Source organism: Albibacterium sp. (genome assembly GCF_035514885.1).
Lineage (GTDB): Bacteria > Bacteroidota > Bacteroidia > Sphingobacteriales > Sphingobacteriaceae > Albibacterium.
The window spans coordinates 1-18,498 of the sequence record NZ_DATJCH010000026.1 but is presented as its reverse complement, the minus strand read 5'-3'; the positions used below and the strand labels follow the sequence as shown (position 1 = coordinate 18,498).

The following is an 18,498-nucleotide window of genomic DNA, read 5'->3' as shown; positions in this document are numbered from 1 at the left end:
ATATTAATAAGATAAATTCGGGCTTAGCCATTTCTCAGTAACTTCTAGTGAAGCACCTTTACGAATCGCGTAATCTTCTACCTGATCTTTTGCGATTTTCCCTAATCCGAAATAGCGGGAATGATGATGAGAAAAGTAGAAGCCACTTACTGCTGCCGTTGGATACATAGCAAAGCTCTCAGTTAAATGAATCCCAGCATTCGCTTCAGCATTCAACAAATCGAATAATGTTCTTTTTTCTGTATGATCCGGACAAGCCGGGTAGCCTGGTGCCGGTCTGATACCATCGTACTTTTCTTTGATCAGTTCTTCATTATCCAGAGTTTCCTGAGGGGCATAAGCCCAGAAATCTTTACGTACCAATTCATGCATCTTTTCAGCAAAAGATTCCGCAAGGCGATCTGCAAGAGCCTTTACAAGAATTGCATTGTAGTCATCATTATTTGCCTCATATTCTTTTACCAATTCATCACATCCCAAACCGGTTGTTACCGCAAATCCTCCCCAATAATCTGCTTTCCCACTATCTTTTGGTGCAATGAAATCAGCTAATGCATAATGTGGTTCGCCTTTAACCTTTTCAGATTGTTGACGAAGAGTGTGAATGGTTGTCAGAACTGTTTTGCGAGTATCATCAGTATATAATTCGATATCATCATCATTGACGCTGTTGGCCGGCCAAAAACCAATTACTCCATTAGCTTTCAATAGTTTATTGTCGATTAGTTTCCGAAGCATCACTTTCGCATCTTCGAATAAAATACTGGCCTGAACGCCTACAACCTTATCTGTTAATATTCGAGGATATCTACCATGAAGTTCCCATGTATGGAAAAACGGAGTCCAATCAATGTAGGGCTCTAATTCTTCTAATGGAAAATCAGCTAATACTTTAGTACCAAAGAAAGTAGGTTTAGGCGGGGTGTAATCTAACCAATCCGTCTGAAAGCGGTTTTTTCTTGCTTCTTGAATTGTTACAAATTTCTTGTCAGATCGCTTACTCAAATGAGCTTCTCTTGCTCGTGTATAATCGTCTCTGATCTTATCTGTATATTCTTTTTTATTTTCTTCGTTTAATAAATTTGTGCAAACACCAACACTTCTTGAGGCGTCCAATACATGTACAACCGGCCCCGAGTAATTTGGTGCAATTTTTACGGCCGTATGGATACGCGATGTAGTAGCCCCACCAATCAGGATAGGTAATTTTAATCCTTGTCGCTCAGCTTCTTTCGCGAAATTCCCCATCTCATCCAATGAAGGAGTTATTAGTCCGCTTACACCAATAATATCTGCATCATTCTTGATTGCTTCATCAATAATGCGCTGTAGTGGAACCATTACACCCAGGTCAATTACTTCAAAGTTATTACATGCCAATACAACTGCAACAATATTTTTGCCAATATCGTGTACGTCGCCTTTTACGGTCGCCATGATAATTTTACCAGCATTCTTTCGGCTTACAGTATCCTTGTTTTTTAATTTTTCTGCTTCAATAAACGGTAAGAGATAGGCTACTGCCTTTTTCATTACACGAGCTGATTTCACTACCTGTGGGAGGAACATTTTTCCAGCTCCAAATAAATCACCAACCACGTTCATCCCATCCATCAATGGTCCTTCAATTACCTCTAATGGCTGGTCATAAGCTAAACGAGCTTCTTCAACATCATCATCCAAATAATCAATAATACCTTTTACTAAGGCATGCGATAAACGTTCCTGAACTGTACCATTTCTCCATTCCTCAGACTTAACAATTGTTTTTCCTTTCGATTTAATAGTTTCAGCAAAATCAACCAGACGTTCCGTTGCATCTTCCCTTCTGTTCAATAGAACATCTTCTACATATACCAATAGCTTTGGGTCTATTGCTTCGTAAACTTCCAGCATACCAGCATTCACAATTCCCATATCCAAACCAGCTTTAATGGCATGATATAGAAATGCAGAGTGCATCGCTTCACGAACTGTGTTATTTCCACGGAAAGAGAAAGAGATATTACTTACCCCACCACTTACATGTACAAGAGGAAGATTCTCTTTAATCCATTTTGTTGCACGGATAAAATCGACTGCATAATTATTATGCTCTTCTAGGCCGGTTGCAACAGTCAATATATTTGGGTCAAAAATAATATCTTGTGCAGGGAATCCGATGCCGGTTAGTAATTTATAGCAACGTTCAGCAATTTCTATTCTTCGTTCAAAGCTATCGGCTTGTCCTATTTCATCAAAACCCATGACCACTACCGCAGCTCCAAAGTTCATAATAATGCGAGCATGTTCTAGAAACTCTTCTTCACCTTCCTTTAATGAAATAGAATTTACGATTCCTTTACCTTGTAAGCATTGAAGTCCGGCATAAATAACCGACCATCTGGAGGAGTCGATCATTATTGGCAATTTCGAAATATCCGGCTCAGAGGCAATTAGGTTTAAAAACTTAACCATGGCTGCTTCCGAATCCAACATCCCTTCATCCATGTTTACGTCGATTACCTGTGCTCCACCCTCAACCTGTTGTCTGGCTATAGCTAGGGCAGCTTCAAAGTCGCCGTTCAATATGAGTTTAGAAAACTTCGGAGAGCCAGTAACGTTGGTTCGTTCCCCGATATTTACGAAAAGGCTGCCAGGTTGGAGTGTTATAGGCTCTAATCCACTTAAACGCAAATAAGGTTTAGGTTCAGCAGGTTTTCTTGGTACTACACCTGCTGCTTTTTCAGCAATATGAGCAATGTGTTCCGGTGTTGTACCACAACAACCCCCTACAATATTTACAAAACCGTTTTTAATAAAGTCTTCTAATAGATGCGAAGTTTCATGGGCATCCTCATCGTATGCGCCAAATTCATTGGGTAAACCAGCATTTGGATAGGCTGAAACATAGCAAGGTGCTTTCTCAGAAAGTTCAGCAATATGCGGGCGCATCTCTTTAGCACCTAAGGCACAGTTTAAGCCAATGCTTAGAGCATTTGCATGACTTACAGAATTAAGAAAAGCCTCAACCGTTTGGCCAGAGAGTGTTCTTCCACTCGCATCGGTAATGGTTCCGGAAATCATAATTTCCAGCTGTTTGTCTGTAGCTAGCTTTCCACTATCATAAAGTTCTTGCTGATATTTTTTTATGGCAAATATTGCCGCTTTCGCATTGAGAGTATCAAAAATGGTCTCTATTAAAAGCAAATCTACTCCACCATCTACTAAGCCGCGAACTTGCTCATAATATGCTTCTACCAGGTCCATAAAGGTGACTGCCCGAAAACCCGGATCGTTAACATCCGGCGACAAAGATGCTGTACGGTTTGTCGGACCGATAGCACCTGCCACAAAACGAGGTTTGTCAGGATTGCTTTGTGTAGATTCATCTGCTGCTTTCTTTGCCAACTTAGCACCTTCTAAGTTGAGTTCATAGACCAGAGATTCCATTTTATAGTCTGCCATTGAGATCTTCTGCGAACTGAAAGTGTTCGTCTCAATGATATCTGCCCCTGCTTCTAAATATTCACGATGAATATCTAATATTATTTGGGGCTGTGTCAGGTTTAATAAATCATTATTCCCTTGAACATCGCAAGGGTGATGGGCGAATCGTTCACCACGGAAAGACGTTTCATCAAGCTTATAGGGTTGAATCATCGTTCCCATGGCTCCATCAATAATCAAAATACGCTTTTGTAACTCTTCTCTAATATCCATATCATTGATAAATAACCACCGTAATCAAGTACGTTGGAAAAATTAAATTAATGCTTAAATATAGAGGAGCAGGAGGTAATGAAACTGCAGCTTATCTTTCCTGGTTTGATTTCTCGTTCAGGTAGAATGTAGCACCTTGTAAGTACAGGTTGCCAAGACTTCGTAGGGTCTAATCCCTCCGTCTTTCTCTATAAGCACTGCAAAGATGCAAATAATTTTACAATCTCTACCAAATTAAGGGAGATTAAATTTAAGATAAGAAGGTCCGCTAATAAACTTACTCACTTTTCTGTTTGTTTTTCGCGTCTAAAGTATAACTTTGGAGATTGGAAAAATAAAATAAATAACTGATATGCAAGAAAAATCTGACATTGGTGTCATTGGGATTGCCGTGATGGGAGAAAATCTTATTCTCAATATGGAGAGTAAAGGCTTTCATGTAACGGCATATAATCGTACGGTAGATAAGGTAGAGCGCTTTGTAAATGGGCGTGCAAAAGGTAAAAATATTTATGGTGCCACATCCATCGAAGATCTGATCAAATCATTGAAACGACCTCGTAAGGTGATGTTAATGGTGAAGGCCGGCCAACCGGTAGATGATTTTATTGAACTGTTAATTCCTCACTTAGAGCCTGGTGATATTATCATTGATGGAGGTAATTCTCATTTCCCGGATACTGAACGTCGTACTAAATATTTAGAAAGCAAAGGTTTACTATATATCGGTACAGGTGTTTCAGGTGGTGAAGAAGGAGCTTTATTAGGACCATCCATTATGCCGGGCGGTTCTGAAGCAGCTTGGCCTGCTGTAAAGCCTATTTTTCAAGGCATCGCTGCAAAAGTGGCTGATGGTACTCCTTGTTGTGATTGGGTAGGTAGCGGTGGTGCCGGACATTTCGTTAAAATGGTACACAACGGTATCGAGTATGGCGATATGCAACTCATCAATGAAACTTATCATATCATGAAAGATGTGTTGGGTATGACTCCTGATGAAATGCATGATGTGTTTAAAGAGTGGAATGAAGGAGAATTAGATAGTTATCTGATTGAGATAACCCGTGATATTTTAGCATTTAAAGACGAAGATGGTCAGCCATTGGTTGACAAGATATTAGATACTGCCGGACAAAAAGGAACTGGTAAGTGGACAGGTACGGTAGCGCTTGATTTAGGTGTACCCTTGACATTAATTGCAGAGTCTGTTTTTGCGCGTTGTTTATCTGCATTGAAAGATGAACGCGTGGCTGCTTCTAAAGTATTGTCGGGTCCTAAAGCAACATTCAACGGTGATCGTGCTGCTTTACTTAATGATTTGCGCGATGCCCTTTATGCTGCTAAGGTAATTTCCTATGCACAAGGATATCAAATGATGGCTTCTGCAGCGAAGGAATATGGCTGGACACTTAATTATGGTAGCATTGCTATGATGTGGCGTGAAGGATGTATTATCCGTTCCGCATTTCTTGGAAAAATCAAAGAGGCTTTCGAAAAGAATCCAAACTTACAGAATCTGATCTTAGATGATTTCTTCCGGGATAAAATTCAAGAAGCACAAGCAGGATGGCGCAATGTAATTGTTGCTGCTGCAACCTATGGTATTCCTGCACCATGTTTGAGTGCTGGATTGACATACTATGATGGATATCGTTGCGAAAGATTGCCAGCAAACTTATTGCAAGCACAAAGAGATTATTTTGGTGCTCATACATATGAACGTCTAGACAAACCACGTGGTGAGTTCTTTCATACCAACTGGACAGGTAGGGGTGGAGAAACATCGTCTACTACCTACGACGTTTAATTAATTGCTCAATCACCGTTTCTTTATATCGTCTTTTAAGGCTGGAAACGGTGATTGATCTTTACTTTGTTGATCGGGTCATAGCCACTGATTTCAATGTATTCAACATGGGGTTTAAAAAGTGACCCACCATTAATGCGGACAAAAATACGTTCCAGAACGATCTCTTTCTTATTAACAGGAGTATAAGCCTGATATTTTTTGCTTTGCGGATTAAATCTTACATGAATTGGCAGATCCTTATATGCTTGAATCTTAACATCAAATTCTCCATCAACTACCTTTGAGTGATGTATTCCATAGGCCATTGTTCGTTGGATAAAGGACAAATTAGTTCTTTTACCCCCTTCTGCATAGCGAATCCAATGAGCTTTTACTGGCCGACTGGCATCCAATTTACCATCTTCCAAATTCACGGAATAGATAATCGTATTCGTGTTGGGATCACGTTGGAGATAAAACAATTGATCTTTTTCGGCAGGAATAGGCAGGCTTTCTTTATCTAAGATTTTATCAAAAGTGTTATCACTCTTCTCCTGAGCAGAGATATTAATAGATAAAAAAAGAAGACCTGTTAGAAATGAAATAAAAACAATTGATTTCCTCATAAAGTATCGTTTATGTTAAACGGAGCTGTATTTGTTCCTTCACATGATGGTAAACCTGCACCGGATTTAAAGTCCGCCAGCTCAGTTCATTTAATGTCCCACCGAAATTAATAAAGTAATCGATATCCGAATTTTTAAATTCCTCTATCACATGTTCGCGAAAATCTATACCAGCAATCCATCCATCACCTACGTCTTCAAACCATTCTTCATAATAGCTGTCATCTGAAGCATGAAAGTTTAAAACATTTTCTCCAATTAAAATAAACTTGTTAATGCCTTCATCAATCATGAGGTCAATCACCTCTCTTTTGAGTAACATAATATCATTATCTATCGCATCGTTCCATTCTCCAATAAACTCAATAATGGCATATTCTTGCTCATAATCTGCAAATAAAATCTTTAAATACAACGTGTCTGAGCCAAAGGAATCCCACTGCGGGTGGAGTAAAAAATTATAAATCTGTTTATCATATTCAAACTCACTGTACTCCTCGTTAAAAAATGGTGAGCGTTCATCTTCTGCAGCAATATAATCATCTCGCCAGCGATAATAAGGTTCAATTTCATGCATAATTCACGGATAATAACAGGTAACTGTCATAAAATTAATACAAATAATTCTTTATCAAATTATTTGGCTCTTTATTTGTTCTTTTAACCAATAATTATTAAAATACAAGCGATAAACGCTATTTTTGTGCCAATATTATATGCAGAATTCTACCAAAAAAAACATCTGGTTTGCCTTAGCTTACGCCGCCGTTCTTGCGGTCGGGCTAATGCTTGGTCAGAATTATGCTGAAGAATCCATAAGCATAGGAAATAATAGCTTTATCCCTCTTGGTACAACAGATAAAACCGGAAAAGTTCAAAAAGCTTTGCAATTAATTCAAGAACGCTACGTAGATAAAGTAGGCCTGGATACTCTTCAAGATGTTGCAATTGTGGAAATACTGTCACGACTGGATCCGCACTCAGTCTATTTCTCTCCACGTAAAGCCAGGGCTATGGAAGAGAATCTTTCGGGGAGCTTTGATGGTATCGGTATTGAATACTTTTCCATAAATGATACCTTGTTGGTTACCAATGTCGTTGAGAATGGCCCAGCACAAAAAGCAGGTATATTGCGTGGAGATAAGTTAATCTGGGTTAACGATTCCCTCATTGCCGGGGTTAACCGCAGTCAAGAAGAAATTTCGAATTTGGTTCGAGGGAAACGTGGCTCCCTGGTCAATATCTGGGTTAGCAGAGACGGCAAGGAGATTGAAAGCCCCATGAAGGTTAAACGAGATCAGATTGTTGTTAGCTCATTAGATGCAGCCTATATTATTCAACCCAGAGTGGCTTATATTCGAATAAAACGTTTTGGCGAACGTACAGCAGAAGAATTTGATGCTACTTTAAAAGCATTGGGTAGGAACCGCTTTGATAAGTTAATTTTAGATCTTCGTGGAAATGGGGGAGGATATTTCTATGCTGCTTTGGCAGTTGCAGATGAATTCTTTCCAGCCGATAAACTTCTTGTTTATACAGCAGGAGCTAATGAAAAACGAACTGATTATTATTCAACCGATGGTGGCTTGTATGAAAAGGGACAATTGATAGTCTTGATTGATGAAAACTCTGCGTCTTCAAGTGAGATTGTCGCGGGAGCTATTCAGGATTTAAAAAGAGGGATTATTATCGGACGTCGTTCTTTTGGCAAAGGCTTAGTGCAAGAGCAATTTGATTTTGGAGATGGTTCGGCTTTAAGTCTTACTGTAGCGCGATATTTCACACCGACGGGACGAAGCATCCAGAAGCCTTATAAGTTCGGCAACGGTCAGTATTTTAATGAATTGAATCAGCGGTTTATAAGTGGGGAGCTAACTCAGGAAATTACCCGAACAGATTCAGTAAGTGCCGATGGAAGAATCTATAAAAGCAGCTCAGGTAAATTATTTAAAGTTAATGGTGGGATTATGCCCGATATTTATATACCGATGGATACCATAGCTTTAACTCCATTTTATAAGGAAGTAGTAGAAAAAGACCTGATAAGTAAATTTGTCTATAATAAACTAATTAGCAGTCCGCCATCTTTTGCTGTCGAAAACTTTATCGAAGACTATCACCTGTCTCCTGGTACTTTTAAAGAGTTTCTGGAATTCTTGAAAAGTCACGATGTTAATTATTCTACTCAAGAAGTTAAGTTGTCTTCGAAGCAATTAGAAGTAGATATTAAGGCATTGATGGGTCGGTACTTTTTCGGAAATGAAGCTTGGTTTAAGGTTCGCAATCATGATGACTATATGGTTCAGCGAAGTCTGGAAGTCTTGAATTAATATACAACCTAATTTTATTTGTAAAAATAAAGCCTTAGGAACTCAATCCCAAGGCCTTATCGGTTTATAGCACTCAGCAAATGCTGAGCTTATTTCTGTCTAAAATAAATTTCCAGAGGTACACCTTCGAAATCGAAGTTCTCCCGAAGCTTATTTTCTATAAAACGTTTATACGGATCTTTCACATATTGGGGTAGGTTACAGAAAAAAGCGAACATTGGTGATCGACCATTAATTTGTGTAACATACTTTATTTTAATGTATTTTCCTTTGGTTGCCGGAGGAGGGAAGTTTTGAATAATCGGCAGCATAGTGTCATTTAACTTTGATGTCGAAATCTTTTTGGTCTTATTAGTATAGACCCTTCCTGCTGCTTCAACCACCTTCATGATTCGTTGTTTTTCAGTTACGGAAGTGAAAATAATCGGTACATCGGTGAAAGGAGCTATCTTCTCGCGAATGCGATCTTCAAATTCCTTGCTACTTTTATGTGTTTTTTCTACTAAATCCCATTTATTCACAATAATCACCACTCCTTTTCGGTTCTTTTCTGCCAGTCTGAAAATATTGATATCCTGAGATTCAATACCTTCAGTAGCATCCAACATCAAAAGAATAACATCTGCCTCTTCCAATGTTTTGATGGTACGCATAACCGAATAAAACTCAATATCCTCAGTAACCTTGCCTTTTTTTCTTAATCCGGCTGTGTCAATAAGAAGAAATTCATGTCCAAATTGATTATAATGAATTGATATGGAATCTCGAGTGGTACCAGCATTCGAAGTGACAATATTTCTTGTGTGTCCTAGCAGGGCATTTGTAAGAGAAGATTTACCTACATTCGGACGGCCTACAATGGCATATTTCCCAAGTGTATTTTCTTCTTCCGGCAAATCTTCGAAGTGTTTTACAACTTCATCCAGCAGCTCTCCGGTTCCCGAACCCGTCATAGACGAGATAGGGAAAAGGTCACCCAATCCTAAGCTGTAAAAAGCAGTTGCTTCAATATGAAGATTGGTATTATCTACTTTGTTAACCACAACAAAAACCGGTTTCTTACTTCTGCGAAGCAAGCTGGCAATCTCATCGTCCAAGTCTGTAACGCCTGTAGTTACATCGACCATAAATAAAATAACGGTTGCCTCATCGATTGCGATAAGTACCTGTTCACGAATGGCTGCCTCATAAATATCATCTGACCCATGCACATATCCACCAGTGTCTACCACCGAGAAATGTTTTCCGATCCATTCTCCAGTTCCATAATGACGATCTCGGGTAACTCCACTAAAGTCGTCAACAATGGCCTTGCGCTTCTCTACTAAACGATTAAAGAAGGTGGATTTGCCGACATTCGGACGGCCAACGATGGCAATGATATTTGACATGGTATTATTTAAAAGGGTGCTTTTATTCTAATTTCTGCAAAGATACAGAAAAGATGCAGATATTAAGTTTCTTATAAGCAAGCTCGTAAATTGTATTACCCTCGCTTTACATGATTGCGTTGTTCCCGAGTGATCCCTACGTTACGTCAACGCTTTTTGGGCTGTTTTAACGAAGATACAGCGGAAGGAGTACTAAATGAATATTGCTGAAAGTAAAACAAGGCTTATAAGAGTCCTTTATAAGCCTTGTTTTATTCTTTTATCGTCCAGATTTAAAGATTACGTATCCAGATATTACGGAAGCTAATTGGTTTGCTTTTATCTCCGTGTGATTGTAATTTAATAGGAGCCGAATCATATTGTTTATAAACCGGCTGGCCGATATATAAGGTTTCGCCTTTTAACTCAACATTATTTTGTACTAAAACGCCGTTAAAGAATATAGTTACATGTGCTGGTGTCTTAACCGAACCATCTGCATTGAAGGTAGGAGCAACCCAAGCTATATCATAGGTGTTCCACTCGCCGGCTTTCTTTGCAGGGTTAGCTGCCGGAATGAATTGTTTATAAATACTCGAAGCCATTCCATTAACGTAAGTTTTGTTTTCATTATTATATGAATCCAGGATTTGAACTTCATAGCCATTGTCACCCCCTCCTGTTGAAGCTAAAAACAGACCACTATTACCTCTTCCTTGTCCTTCACCATCTATATCAGCAGGAATACGCCATTCTAAATGTAATTGATAGTTTTTGAATGATTGCTTAGTTTCAATGTTTCCATCGCCGCTTGCTTTATTGACAGTTAGCAGTCCATCAGCAACGGTCCATTTTGCAGGCGATTTGTCTTTAACAGTTACCCATTGATCCAGATTCTTGCCATCAAATAATATAATTGCATCAGATGGTGCATTGCTGAAGCTTTCTCCTGGAATAACAACCTTTGGAATAGGTTCCCAAACTTCTGTATCTGCCGGATTTCCTCTTGACGGTGCAGGTTGTTGTGCACTGACTTGAAAGGCAGAAAAGCTTAAGAAGCTTAGTGCTAAGATTTTCAATTCGTAATTTTTCATATTGCCTTGTTTGATTGAGTTAATTAAAATTAATAGAGATTTTCTTATTGTGCTTTTATAAGTTCAAATACTCTTTCAGGTTCATTAGTGGTAATGTAATCTACCTTTTGATTAATAGCATTTCGTATGTCATCATCAGTATTAACGGTCCATACGTTGACACTAAGGCCAATGTTATGTGCCTCTTTTATCCAGTCAGGATGTTCTTTGAATACATTGAAGTGATAGTCAATTCCGGTATATCCGTCTTTTTTTGCTTGGTCGGGAGGTATATCTCCATTTAAGTAAGCTACATCCGCCTTAGGCGCTAATTGATGAATTAGTTTTCCTGCATCGTAATCAAAGCAGATATAGTCGACTAATTTTTGTGCCTTTAGTTTATTGACCATTGCTACTGTCATTTCAGTAGTTTTTAGCGTGCGCGCTTTATCAATAATAGAGCTTTTTATTTCTAATACCAAACGAGTTTTGCGCTGTTTCATCCCCTCTTTTAAGTAGGCTTCCAAGGTGGGAATGCTCTCTCCGTTGGGATGCTTTTTAGCTAACAACTCCTGGTAGGTAGAGCGCTCGATATCTATGCCGTAAAAATCTTTATCATGATTGACGACCAGTACATCATCTTTCGTGAGATGGACATCAAATTCGGAACCAAAGCAGTTTAACTGAATGGCATGGTTAAGCGAAGCGATAGAATTTTCTGGTAGATTTTGTGCTTTCCATGCACCACGGTGTGCGATTACTTTTGTTTGTGCCTGGCTTTGAGTGGCTACTACTAAGATAGCGATAAGTAGTATGCTTTTTATTGATTGCATTTGTTCTGGTTTTTGATCTAATGTCTAAAGTAAAATATAAATCGCAGTAAATCCAAATTTTAACTTAATACATTGTTGCATCATTTTGGAATCTTTATTTTATGAATTAAATATTTGTTAAAAAGTATAAAAAATGTAACTTGCTTGATGTATAGTTTTGTAATAGGGACTATATTCAATTAACCAAAAATCTATATAAAATGACAAAAAAAGACACAACAAGGAATTCTTCTGCTCCTTCCAGGAGAGAATTTATCAGAACCGGTGCTTTGGGGCTTGCGGCGTTTAGTATTGTTCCCCGACATGTACTCGGAAAGGGATTTGTTGCACCAAGCGACACTTTATATATAGCAGGGGTAGGAGTTGGCGGTAAGGGTGAAAGTGATATTGATGGATTTAATGGCAGTGGGAAAGCTAAGATCGCATTTTTATGCGATGTAGATCAAAAAAGGGCGGCCGCTACTTATGCTAAATATCCCGATGCTAAAAAATATGTGGATTGGCGTGAGCTATTCGATAAAGAGAGCAAAAACTTTGATGCTGTTTCGGTATCAACTCCTGACCATACCCATGCGGTAATTGGTACAGCGGCAATTACATTAGGAAAACACATTTGGATACAAAAACCATTAACACATAATATATACGAAGCACGCTTATTAGCTGAATTAGCTGAACGTTATAAGGTAGTATCGCAGATGGGAAACCAGGGAGCTTCTAATGACGGTACACGTCTTTTAAAAGAATGGTTTGAAGCTGGTTTGATTGGCGATATCGAAGATGTTTATTGCTGGACAAACAGGCCTATCTGGCCTCAAGGTGTTAGGTGGCCTGAAAAGACAGCGCCTGTGCCTGATACTTTAGATTGGGATTTATGGCAAGGGCCGGCTGCTGCAAAACCTTATCCTGAATCGGATCCAAATGCACAGTATGGAACGGTTGTGCCGTTTAACTGGAGAGGCTGGTGGGCTTATGGAACCGGGGCGATTGGGGATATGGGTGCACATTTAATTGAGGCACCTATGAATGTATTTGATTTGAAAGAAGTAGTTTCAGTAGAATCAAGTGTATCTACCTTATATACTAATGACGAAAGCGGACCGGTTGCTACTACTTCTACGTTAACTTTTGCTCCAACGGGCAAGACGAAAAAACCGTTGAAAGTGCATTGGTCTGACGGTGGAATTATTCCTTCTCGTCCAGATGAAATCGGACCAGATGAAATATGGCCAACGAATGGTTCTCTTTTCGTTGGAACTAAAGGAAAGATGATGGCTGAAACCTATTCTGACAGGCCCAGACTATTGCCAGAATCGAGAATGCAAGGTTTAAATGTGCCGGTTAAATATGCTCGTGTTCCTAACGGAGCCAATGGTCATTATGCACAATGGGTACAAGCTTGTTTGGCTGGTTATGGTAATATGGAAGTGAGTTCACCTTTTGAAAAAGCTGCTTTGTTAACAGAGGCAATGTTGATTGCAAATCTTGCTATCAGAGGGTTTACTGCATCTGTAGATGTTCCACCAGCAACGAATGCTCCGGCCGGAAGTCCGATGCGTAAATCATATCCTTCACGTGGAAAGAAACTATTATGGGATGCAAAAAATATGCGTGTTACAAACGTAGATGTGGTGAATCAATTTGTTAAAGATGACTATAGAGATCCGTGGAAATTGAGCGGAATCTAGCTGATTTATCTATTAAGAGAAAAAGAGGTTTTATAGATTTTCTAGTCTATTAAAACCTCTTTTTTATTTACGGTATAATTACAAGGTGCTTCGTTTTGTGACAAGCTTATGAAAATTCTATTTGCTATGGAAAATAAAAAAATGTATAGGAACTAAAGTTTTTATTATATACTTTTGAAACCTACATTGTGTGAATTTAACACTTGTCAGAAACATTGTAAACTAATTTATAATCTTAATATCAATAAACTTAATTAATTAACTAAAAAATTTTATGAAAATTTGCACTGTGAGAAAATTTAATTTCATGAAGCTCATGGGTTTGGTTCTTGTATTGTTTACTGTCGTATTTGCTGGTTGTTCCGCAAATAACGGGATAGTAGATAATGGACAGAAACCAGATGATAGTCGCTTCACGCCTGTTGTCTTGGCTCAAGATCTTGATGAGCCAAATGCCTTTGCGGTAATGAGCAATGGTAATGTTGTTATCTCTGAACGTAAGGGAGATCTCAAGCTATATGATGCTGCGTTGGATACAACCACATTAATTGCTCATATTAATGTTAATACGAAATATACAAGTGCAGAAGGTGTGGTGAGAGAAGCAGAAGAAGGACTTATAGGAGTATCTCTTGATCCTGATTTTGATACTAATCACTGGATTTATCTTTACTATGCTCATCCAACAGAGAAAAAACACATTCTTACCCGTTGGGAATTAGTTGACGGTAAATTGGTAGATAACTCTGAAATTGTTATGTTAGAAGTTACTACTCAACGTGAAGTTTGTTGCCACACAGGTGGGGGTATGACTTGGGATAAAGATGGAAACCTTTTCTTGACTGTAGGAAATAATACAGGAAATGCGCTATCTGCTCATACAGATGAAAGACCAGGTCGTGCTAGTTGGGATGACCAGGCGCATGCTGCAAATACCAATGATTTACGTGGAAAGATTTTGCGTATTCACCCTGAGGACGATGGTACTTATACTATTCCAGAAGGAAACTTATTTCCTGAAGGTACTGAAAAGACCCGGCCAGAAATTTATACTATGGGGCACCGTAATGCTTGGAGAGTTGCCGTAGATAGTAAGACTGGTTATGTTTATTGGTCAGAAGTTGGCCCGGATGCAAACGAAGATACTGAAATTGGACCTCGTGGTTATGATGAATTGAATCAGGCTCGTGGGCCAGGTAACTTTGGCTGGCCATACTTTGTTGGTCCAAATGCGGCATTCCCGTATTTTGATTACGAGAAGAATGTTCCTTTAGAGCCAAAGGATCCTAATCATTATACCAATACTTCACCAAACAATACTGGCCTTGAACTATTGCCACCAGTTGCTAAACCTTTTATTTATTACCCATACGGTCCTTCGGAAGAATTTCCATTAGTAGGTAGCGGAAGTCGTAGTGCAACAGGAGGTCCAATTTATCATAGAGCAGATTTTAAAGAAGATGCTAAACGTCCTTTTCCATCATATTATGAAGGTAAATGGATTGCTACTGATTTTTCTAGAGGCTGGATTATGGCAATTACTATGAAAGAGAATGGAGACTATGAGTCAATGGAACGTTTCTTACCATCTTATCATCCAGTTCAGCCAATTGATATGCAGTTTGGCCCAGAAGGCGATCTTTATGTATTGGAATACGGAAGTACTTGGTTTGCTAAAAGTCCGAATTCTCAATTAGTCAGAATTGAATATAATGCAGGTAACCGTACTCCTATCGCGGAGGCATCTGTTGATAAAACTGGTGGTACTGTACCATTTACTGCTAAACTTTCGGCAGAAGGGTCACGTGATTTGGATGGTGATGATTTGAAATATGAGTGGAAAGTTTCTGATGAATCAGGTGCTTCTACACAAACGTTTAATGAAGCGAATCCTTCAGTTACTTTCGATAAAGAAGGTGTATTTACTGCTACACTAACAGTAACGGACCCGTCAGGGGAGAGTAGCTCGAAGTCTGTAAAAATCATCTCAGGTAATAATGCGCCAGAAATATCTTTCGAAATAACAGGTAACCAAACTTTCTTCTTCCCTGGAAAACCTTTCCAATATGATGTGAAATTGACCGATGTTGAAGATGGTAGCTTAGCTGATGGTAAAATTACTCCTGATCATGTTTCTGTTTCGATTCAATATGTGTCTGAAGGTTTTGATTGGGCTGAAGTAATACAAAATCAACGAAGCGTTAATATGTCGACAGGTTTAAATGTTGCTCAGGCATTAATGGCTAAAAATAATTGTACTAGTTGTCATAACTTAGATCAAGCTTCTATTGGACCAGCTTTGGTTAAAATTTCTGAAAAGTATAAAAATACTCCGTCAGAATGGGAAAGACTGAATAATAAAATCCGTCATGGTGGTTCTGGTGTATGGGGTGAAGCGGCAATGCCGGCTAATCCAGGTGTATCAATTAGCGATGCAAATACAATCTTAAACTATATCATGCATGTTACTGATGAAACTTCTAAGAGCTTACCTGTGAAAGGTACCTTCAACGCAATAGTTCCTGATGGGGATAATGGCCGAGGATCGTATATTCTTCAAGCCGGATATACTGATAGAGGTGCTGGAACAGCTCCTGCACAAACAGTGGAAAGCTTAGTGAGATTGAGAAATCCATTGGTTCCTGCAGGTGATGCCGATGAATTAAAAGGTGCCGAATTTGTTGTTGACGGACGTGGCGGTTATGCTATTGTTAAACCATTAGATGGCACTTCTCTTGGATTTAAGGGGTTGGATATGACTGGTATCAAAACTTTACGTATTGATGGTAATGCAACAGAAAGAGAAAAGAATACCGGTGCTACTATCGAAGTGCGTCTTGGTTCTGCAACCGGTGATTTAATCGGACAGGGAACTGTAAATCTATTTATTGCTCCAAAAATTCCGGTATTAACAGAAGAGCAGGCATTGCAAGATGCTGGTGGAAATAAAGCAGCAGCAGATAAGTTAAGAGCAGAATCAATAGCAGCATTCAGGGCGGCTAGTAGACCTTCTGATGTTGTTATCAAATTGAATCAGACTTTAACTGGTCCACAGGATATCTATTTTGTATTTAAAAATGCAGAAGCCAAAGGTAGCCAGTTTTTAATGACGTTAAATGGTGTTGAGTTTAGAGCTGAGTAATTACTGAGTTTTAATTAAAAAAAGCAAAAGTCCCGGGGGTATTTACTCTCGGGACTTTTGCTTTTTTGAGGATATTTTTTTGCGAAAAATGCCATCGATTGCACTGATTATTAGTTAGATAGCCTTGTAACATAATTGTGAAAATATTTCTTTCTTTTTACAATTGTTTTGTAGATATTAGATTTTTATTAGATCAACCAATAACCAATTTATAAATTATGAAAAACAATTACCTATCCAGGCGTAAATTTCTTGGCGCCAGTACTCTCGCGGTAGCTGGTATGGCAGTGGCTTCTCAGTCTACTTTTGGAGCACCAGCATATATCAAGAATTTAGGCAAACCAAACTCTTTATTTAATGGCGTACAAATAGGATGCATTACCTACTCTTTTAGGAGTATGCCTAGCAGTGCCGAACAACTTCTTCAGTATTGTTTAGATGCAAATGTGAGTGCTATTGAATTAATGGGTCCTGCGGCAGAAGCATTTGCTGGAGCGCCAGAAGCTCCTGTTCGCCCACAAATGGCAGCACCTGCTCCAGGACAGCCTCGTCCCCAACCTAGCCCAGAGTACATAGCTGCACAAGAAGAATATGGGAAAAAAGTGGCTGCATGGCGTGCAAGTGTATCAATGACACGTTTTGAACAATTGCGAAAAATGTATAACGATGCCGGGGTTTCTATTTATGGTTTTAAACCAAGTGCATTGGGTGTAAATAATACCGATGAAGAAATAGATTATGCTATGCGCGCAGCCAAAGCATTGGGCGCTAATCAAGTCACGGTAGAGTTTCCTACTAGTTCCGCACAAACCAAACGCTTAGGAGATATTGCTGCTAGAAATAGAGTGTATGTAGGTTACCATGGACATTTGCAGCAAACATTTGATATGTGGGATGCATCCTTTATTCAATCTGCTTATAATGCTGCCAACTTTGATATGGGACATTATGTAGCTGCTGGCTTTGACCCGATTGAGTTTATTAACGCTCGTCATTCCCACATTTCAAGTATGCATACTAAAGACAGAAAGTCTAAAGCCAATGGTGGTCAGAATGTTGTTTGGGGAGAAGGTGATACTCCTGTTATTGAGGTTCTCAACCTGATAGCGAAAAATCAATATCATTTCCCAGCCACGATTGAATTAGAATACGAAATTCCAACAGACTCTGATGCTGTGAAGGAAGTTGCGAAGTGCGTTGAGTATGCAAGAAAAGCATTAGGTGCTTAGCTCTCTTAATTCTTATTGATATAAAGTCTAAGTAATTGCTGCTAAGCAATTGCCTTGGATTGCTGTTTGCTTTTTTATAACCAATTAATTACAAAATTAACTATTAAACTAAATTATATGACAGAAAACGATTGATTTAAAACATGTCAATCTTGTATTAACAAGACTGGTTTTTAACTCGCATGATGAAACTTCTGATAAGAAGGCGGGAACTAATTATTTAATTTTTAACCAAAAGGATAAATCTATGAATCTTAATTTACAAAAACCTATTAACTGGAACAAAGTAATGAGAATTACGGCAGGCCAGGTATTAGCTGTACTTGTTTTGGGAAGCACCTCTTTTGCATCAAGCAACAGTGTGTTGAGCCCCATGGTAAGTTTGGCAGCTAATAATTCGAGTCTGGTTCAGGCTACGGTATCAGGAACAGTTACCGATGCAGCCGGTGAGGCTTTACCAGGCGTAAGCGTGGTGGTAAAAGGAACGACAAACGGCACATTGACCGATGTGAATGGCCGTTATACGTTAACCGCTCCGGCAAATGCCACTTTAGAGTTTACCTACATTGGCTATATAGCTCAGGAAGTTGCAGTCAACAACCGTGCAGCTGTTAATGTGACACTTGCCGAGGCTGTAACCAGTTTGAACGAAGTGGTTGTAACCGGTTATACCACAGAACAGAAGAAAGACATCATCGGTGCAGTATCCATCGTAA

Annotated in this window: 12 protein-coding genes and 1 riboswitch; of the genes, 6 read left to right on the top strand and 6 right to left on the bottom strand. The window is 39.0% G+C overall.

The features are described from left to right. Positions 1–3: 3 nt before the first annotated feature. The gene (gene metH, locus VL047_RS13245) at positions 4–3,702 is read right to left on the bottom strand and encodes a methionine synthase (protein ID WP_325361315.1); all 3,699 of its coding nucleotides are present in this window, start codon (positions 3,700–3,702) and stop codon (positions 4–6) included. An 88-nt stretch (positions 3,703–3,790) separates the two neighbouring features. Then, positions 3,791–3,899, bottom strand: a riboswitch (SAM riboswitch). Between the two features lie 155 nt (positions 3,900–4,054). Here metH and gnd point away from each other — a divergent pair. Next, positions 4,055–5,509: a decarboxylating NADP(+)-dependent phosphogluconate dehydrogenase gene (gene gnd / locus VL047_RS13240; protein ID WP_325361313.1), complete on the top strand. Its 1,455-nt coding sequence runs from the start codon at positions 4,055–4,057 to the stop codon at positions 5,507–5,509. Between the two features lie 35 nt (positions 5,510–5,544). Here gnd and VL047_RS13235 read toward each other — a convergent pair whose 3' ends face one another. Further along, positions 5,545–6,117 carry a DUF4833 domain-containing protein gene (locus VL047_RS13235; protein ID WP_325361311.1) on the bottom strand — a complete coding sequence of 191 codons (573 nt, stop codon included), beginning with the start codon at positions 6,115–6,117 and terminating at the stop codon, positions 5,545–5,547. A gap of 10 nt (positions 6,118–6,127) precedes the next feature. Further along, on the bottom strand, positions 6,128–6,694 hold the full coding sequence (locus VL047_RS13230; protein ID WP_325361309.1) for a hypothetical protein: 567 nt from the start codon (positions 6,692–6,694) through the stop codon (positions 6,128–6,130). Between the two features lie 139 nt (positions 6,695–6,833). On the opposite strand from VL047_RS13230, the gene VL047_RS13225 reads away from it, so the two are divergent. Then, positions 6,834–8,447: a S41 family peptidase gene (locus tag VL047_RS13225; RefSeq protein ID WP_325361307.1), complete on the top strand. Its 1,614-nt coding sequence runs from the start codon at positions 6,834–6,836 to the stop codon at positions 8,445–8,447. Between the two features lie 89 nt (positions 8,448–8,536). On the opposite strand, the gene der is transcribed toward VL047_RS13225, so the two are convergent. From der to VL047_RS13210, 3 genes are all read right to left on the bottom strand, one after another. Next, entirely contained in the window at positions 8,537–9,838 is a 1,302-nt protein-coding gene (gene der, locus VL047_RS13220; RefSeq protein ID WP_325361305.1) for a ribosome biogenesis GTPase Der, read from the bottom strand. Positions 9,839–10,110: 272 nt separating this feature from the next. After that, positions 10,111–10,911: a DUF1080 domain-containing protein gene (locus VL047_RS13215; protein WP_325361303.1), complete on the bottom strand. Its 801-nt coding sequence runs from the start codon at positions 10,909–10,911 to the stop codon at positions 10,111–10,113. 44 nt (positions 10,912–10,955) lie between these two features. Beyond that, positions 10,956–11,723, bottom strand: coding sequence for a glycerophosphodiester phosphodiesterase (locus VL047_RS13210; RefSeq protein WP_325361301.1), 768 nt, complete (start codon positions 11,721–11,723; stop codon positions 10,956–10,958). 200 nt (positions 11,724–11,923) lie between these two features. Here VL047_RS13210 and VL047_RS13205 point away from each other — a divergent pair, with 200 nt between their 5' ends. The 4 genes from VL047_RS13205 to VL047_RS13190 form a co-directional block, all read left to right on the top strand. Further along, positions 11,924–13,411 carry a Gfo/Idh/MocA family oxidoreductase gene (locus VL047_RS13205; protein ID WP_325361299.1) on the top strand — a complete coding sequence of 496 codons (1,488 nt, stop codon included), beginning with the start codon at positions 11,924–11,926 and terminating at the stop codon, positions 13,409–13,411. Between the two features lie 289 nt (positions 13,412–13,700). Next, positions 13,701–16,553, top strand: a complete 2,853-nt coding sequence (locus VL047_RS13200; protein ID WP_325361297.1) for a PQQ-dependent sugar dehydrogenase — start codon at positions 13,701–13,703, stop codon at positions 16,551–16,553. 218 nt (positions 16,554–16,771) lie between these two features. Next, positions 16,772–17,782: a sugar phosphate isomerase/epimerase gene (locus VL047_RS13195; RefSeq protein WP_325361295.1), complete on the top strand. Its 1,011-nt coding sequence runs from the start codon at positions 16,772–16,774 to the stop codon at positions 17,780–17,782. A 247-nt stretch (positions 17,783–18,029) separates the two neighbouring features. Next, positions 18,030–18,498: carboxypeptidase-like regulatory domain-containing protein (locus tag VL047_RS13190; RefSeq protein ID WP_325361293.1), on the top strand; the 469-nt coding region annotated here is incomplete at its 3' end.

Coding starts and splice junctions, on each gene's coding strand:
- der (WP_325361305.1), bottom strand. CDS start 9,838: ATGTCAAATATCATTGCCATCGTTGGCCGTCCGAATGTCGGCAAATCC.
- metH (WP_325361315.1), bottom strand. CDS start 3,702: ATGGATATTAGAGAAGAGTTACAAAAGCGTATTTTGATTATTGATGGA.
- VL047_RS13230 (WP_325361309.1), bottom strand. CDS start 6,694: ATGCATGAAATTGAACCTTATTATCGCTGGCGAGATGATTATATTGCT.
- VL047_RS13195 (WP_325361295.1), top strand. CDS start 16,772: ATGAAAAACAATTACCTATCCAGGCGTAAATTTCTTGGCGCCAGTACT.
- gnd (WP_325361313.1), top strand. CDS start 4,055: ATGCAAGAAAAATCTGACATTGGTGTCATTGGGATTGCCGTGATGGGA.
- VL047_RS13210 (WP_325361301.1), bottom strand. CDS start 11,723: ATGCAATCAATAAAAAGCATACTACTTATCGCTATCTTAGTAGTAGCC.
- VL047_RS13205 (WP_325361299.1), top strand. CDS start 11,924: ATGACAAAAAAAGACACAACAAGGAATTCTTCTGCTCCTTCCAGGAGA.
- VL047_RS13225 (WP_325361307.1), top strand. CDS start 6,834: ATGCAGAATTCTACCAAAAAAAACATCTGGTTTGCCTTAGCTTACGCC.
- VL047_RS13215 (WP_325361303.1), bottom strand. CDS start 10,911: ATGAAAAATTACGAATTGAAAATCTTAGCACTAAGCTTCTTAAGCTTT.
- VL047_RS13235 (WP_325361311.1), bottom strand. CDS start 6,117: ATGAGGAAATCAATTGTTTTTATTTCATTTCTAACAGGTCTTCTTTTT.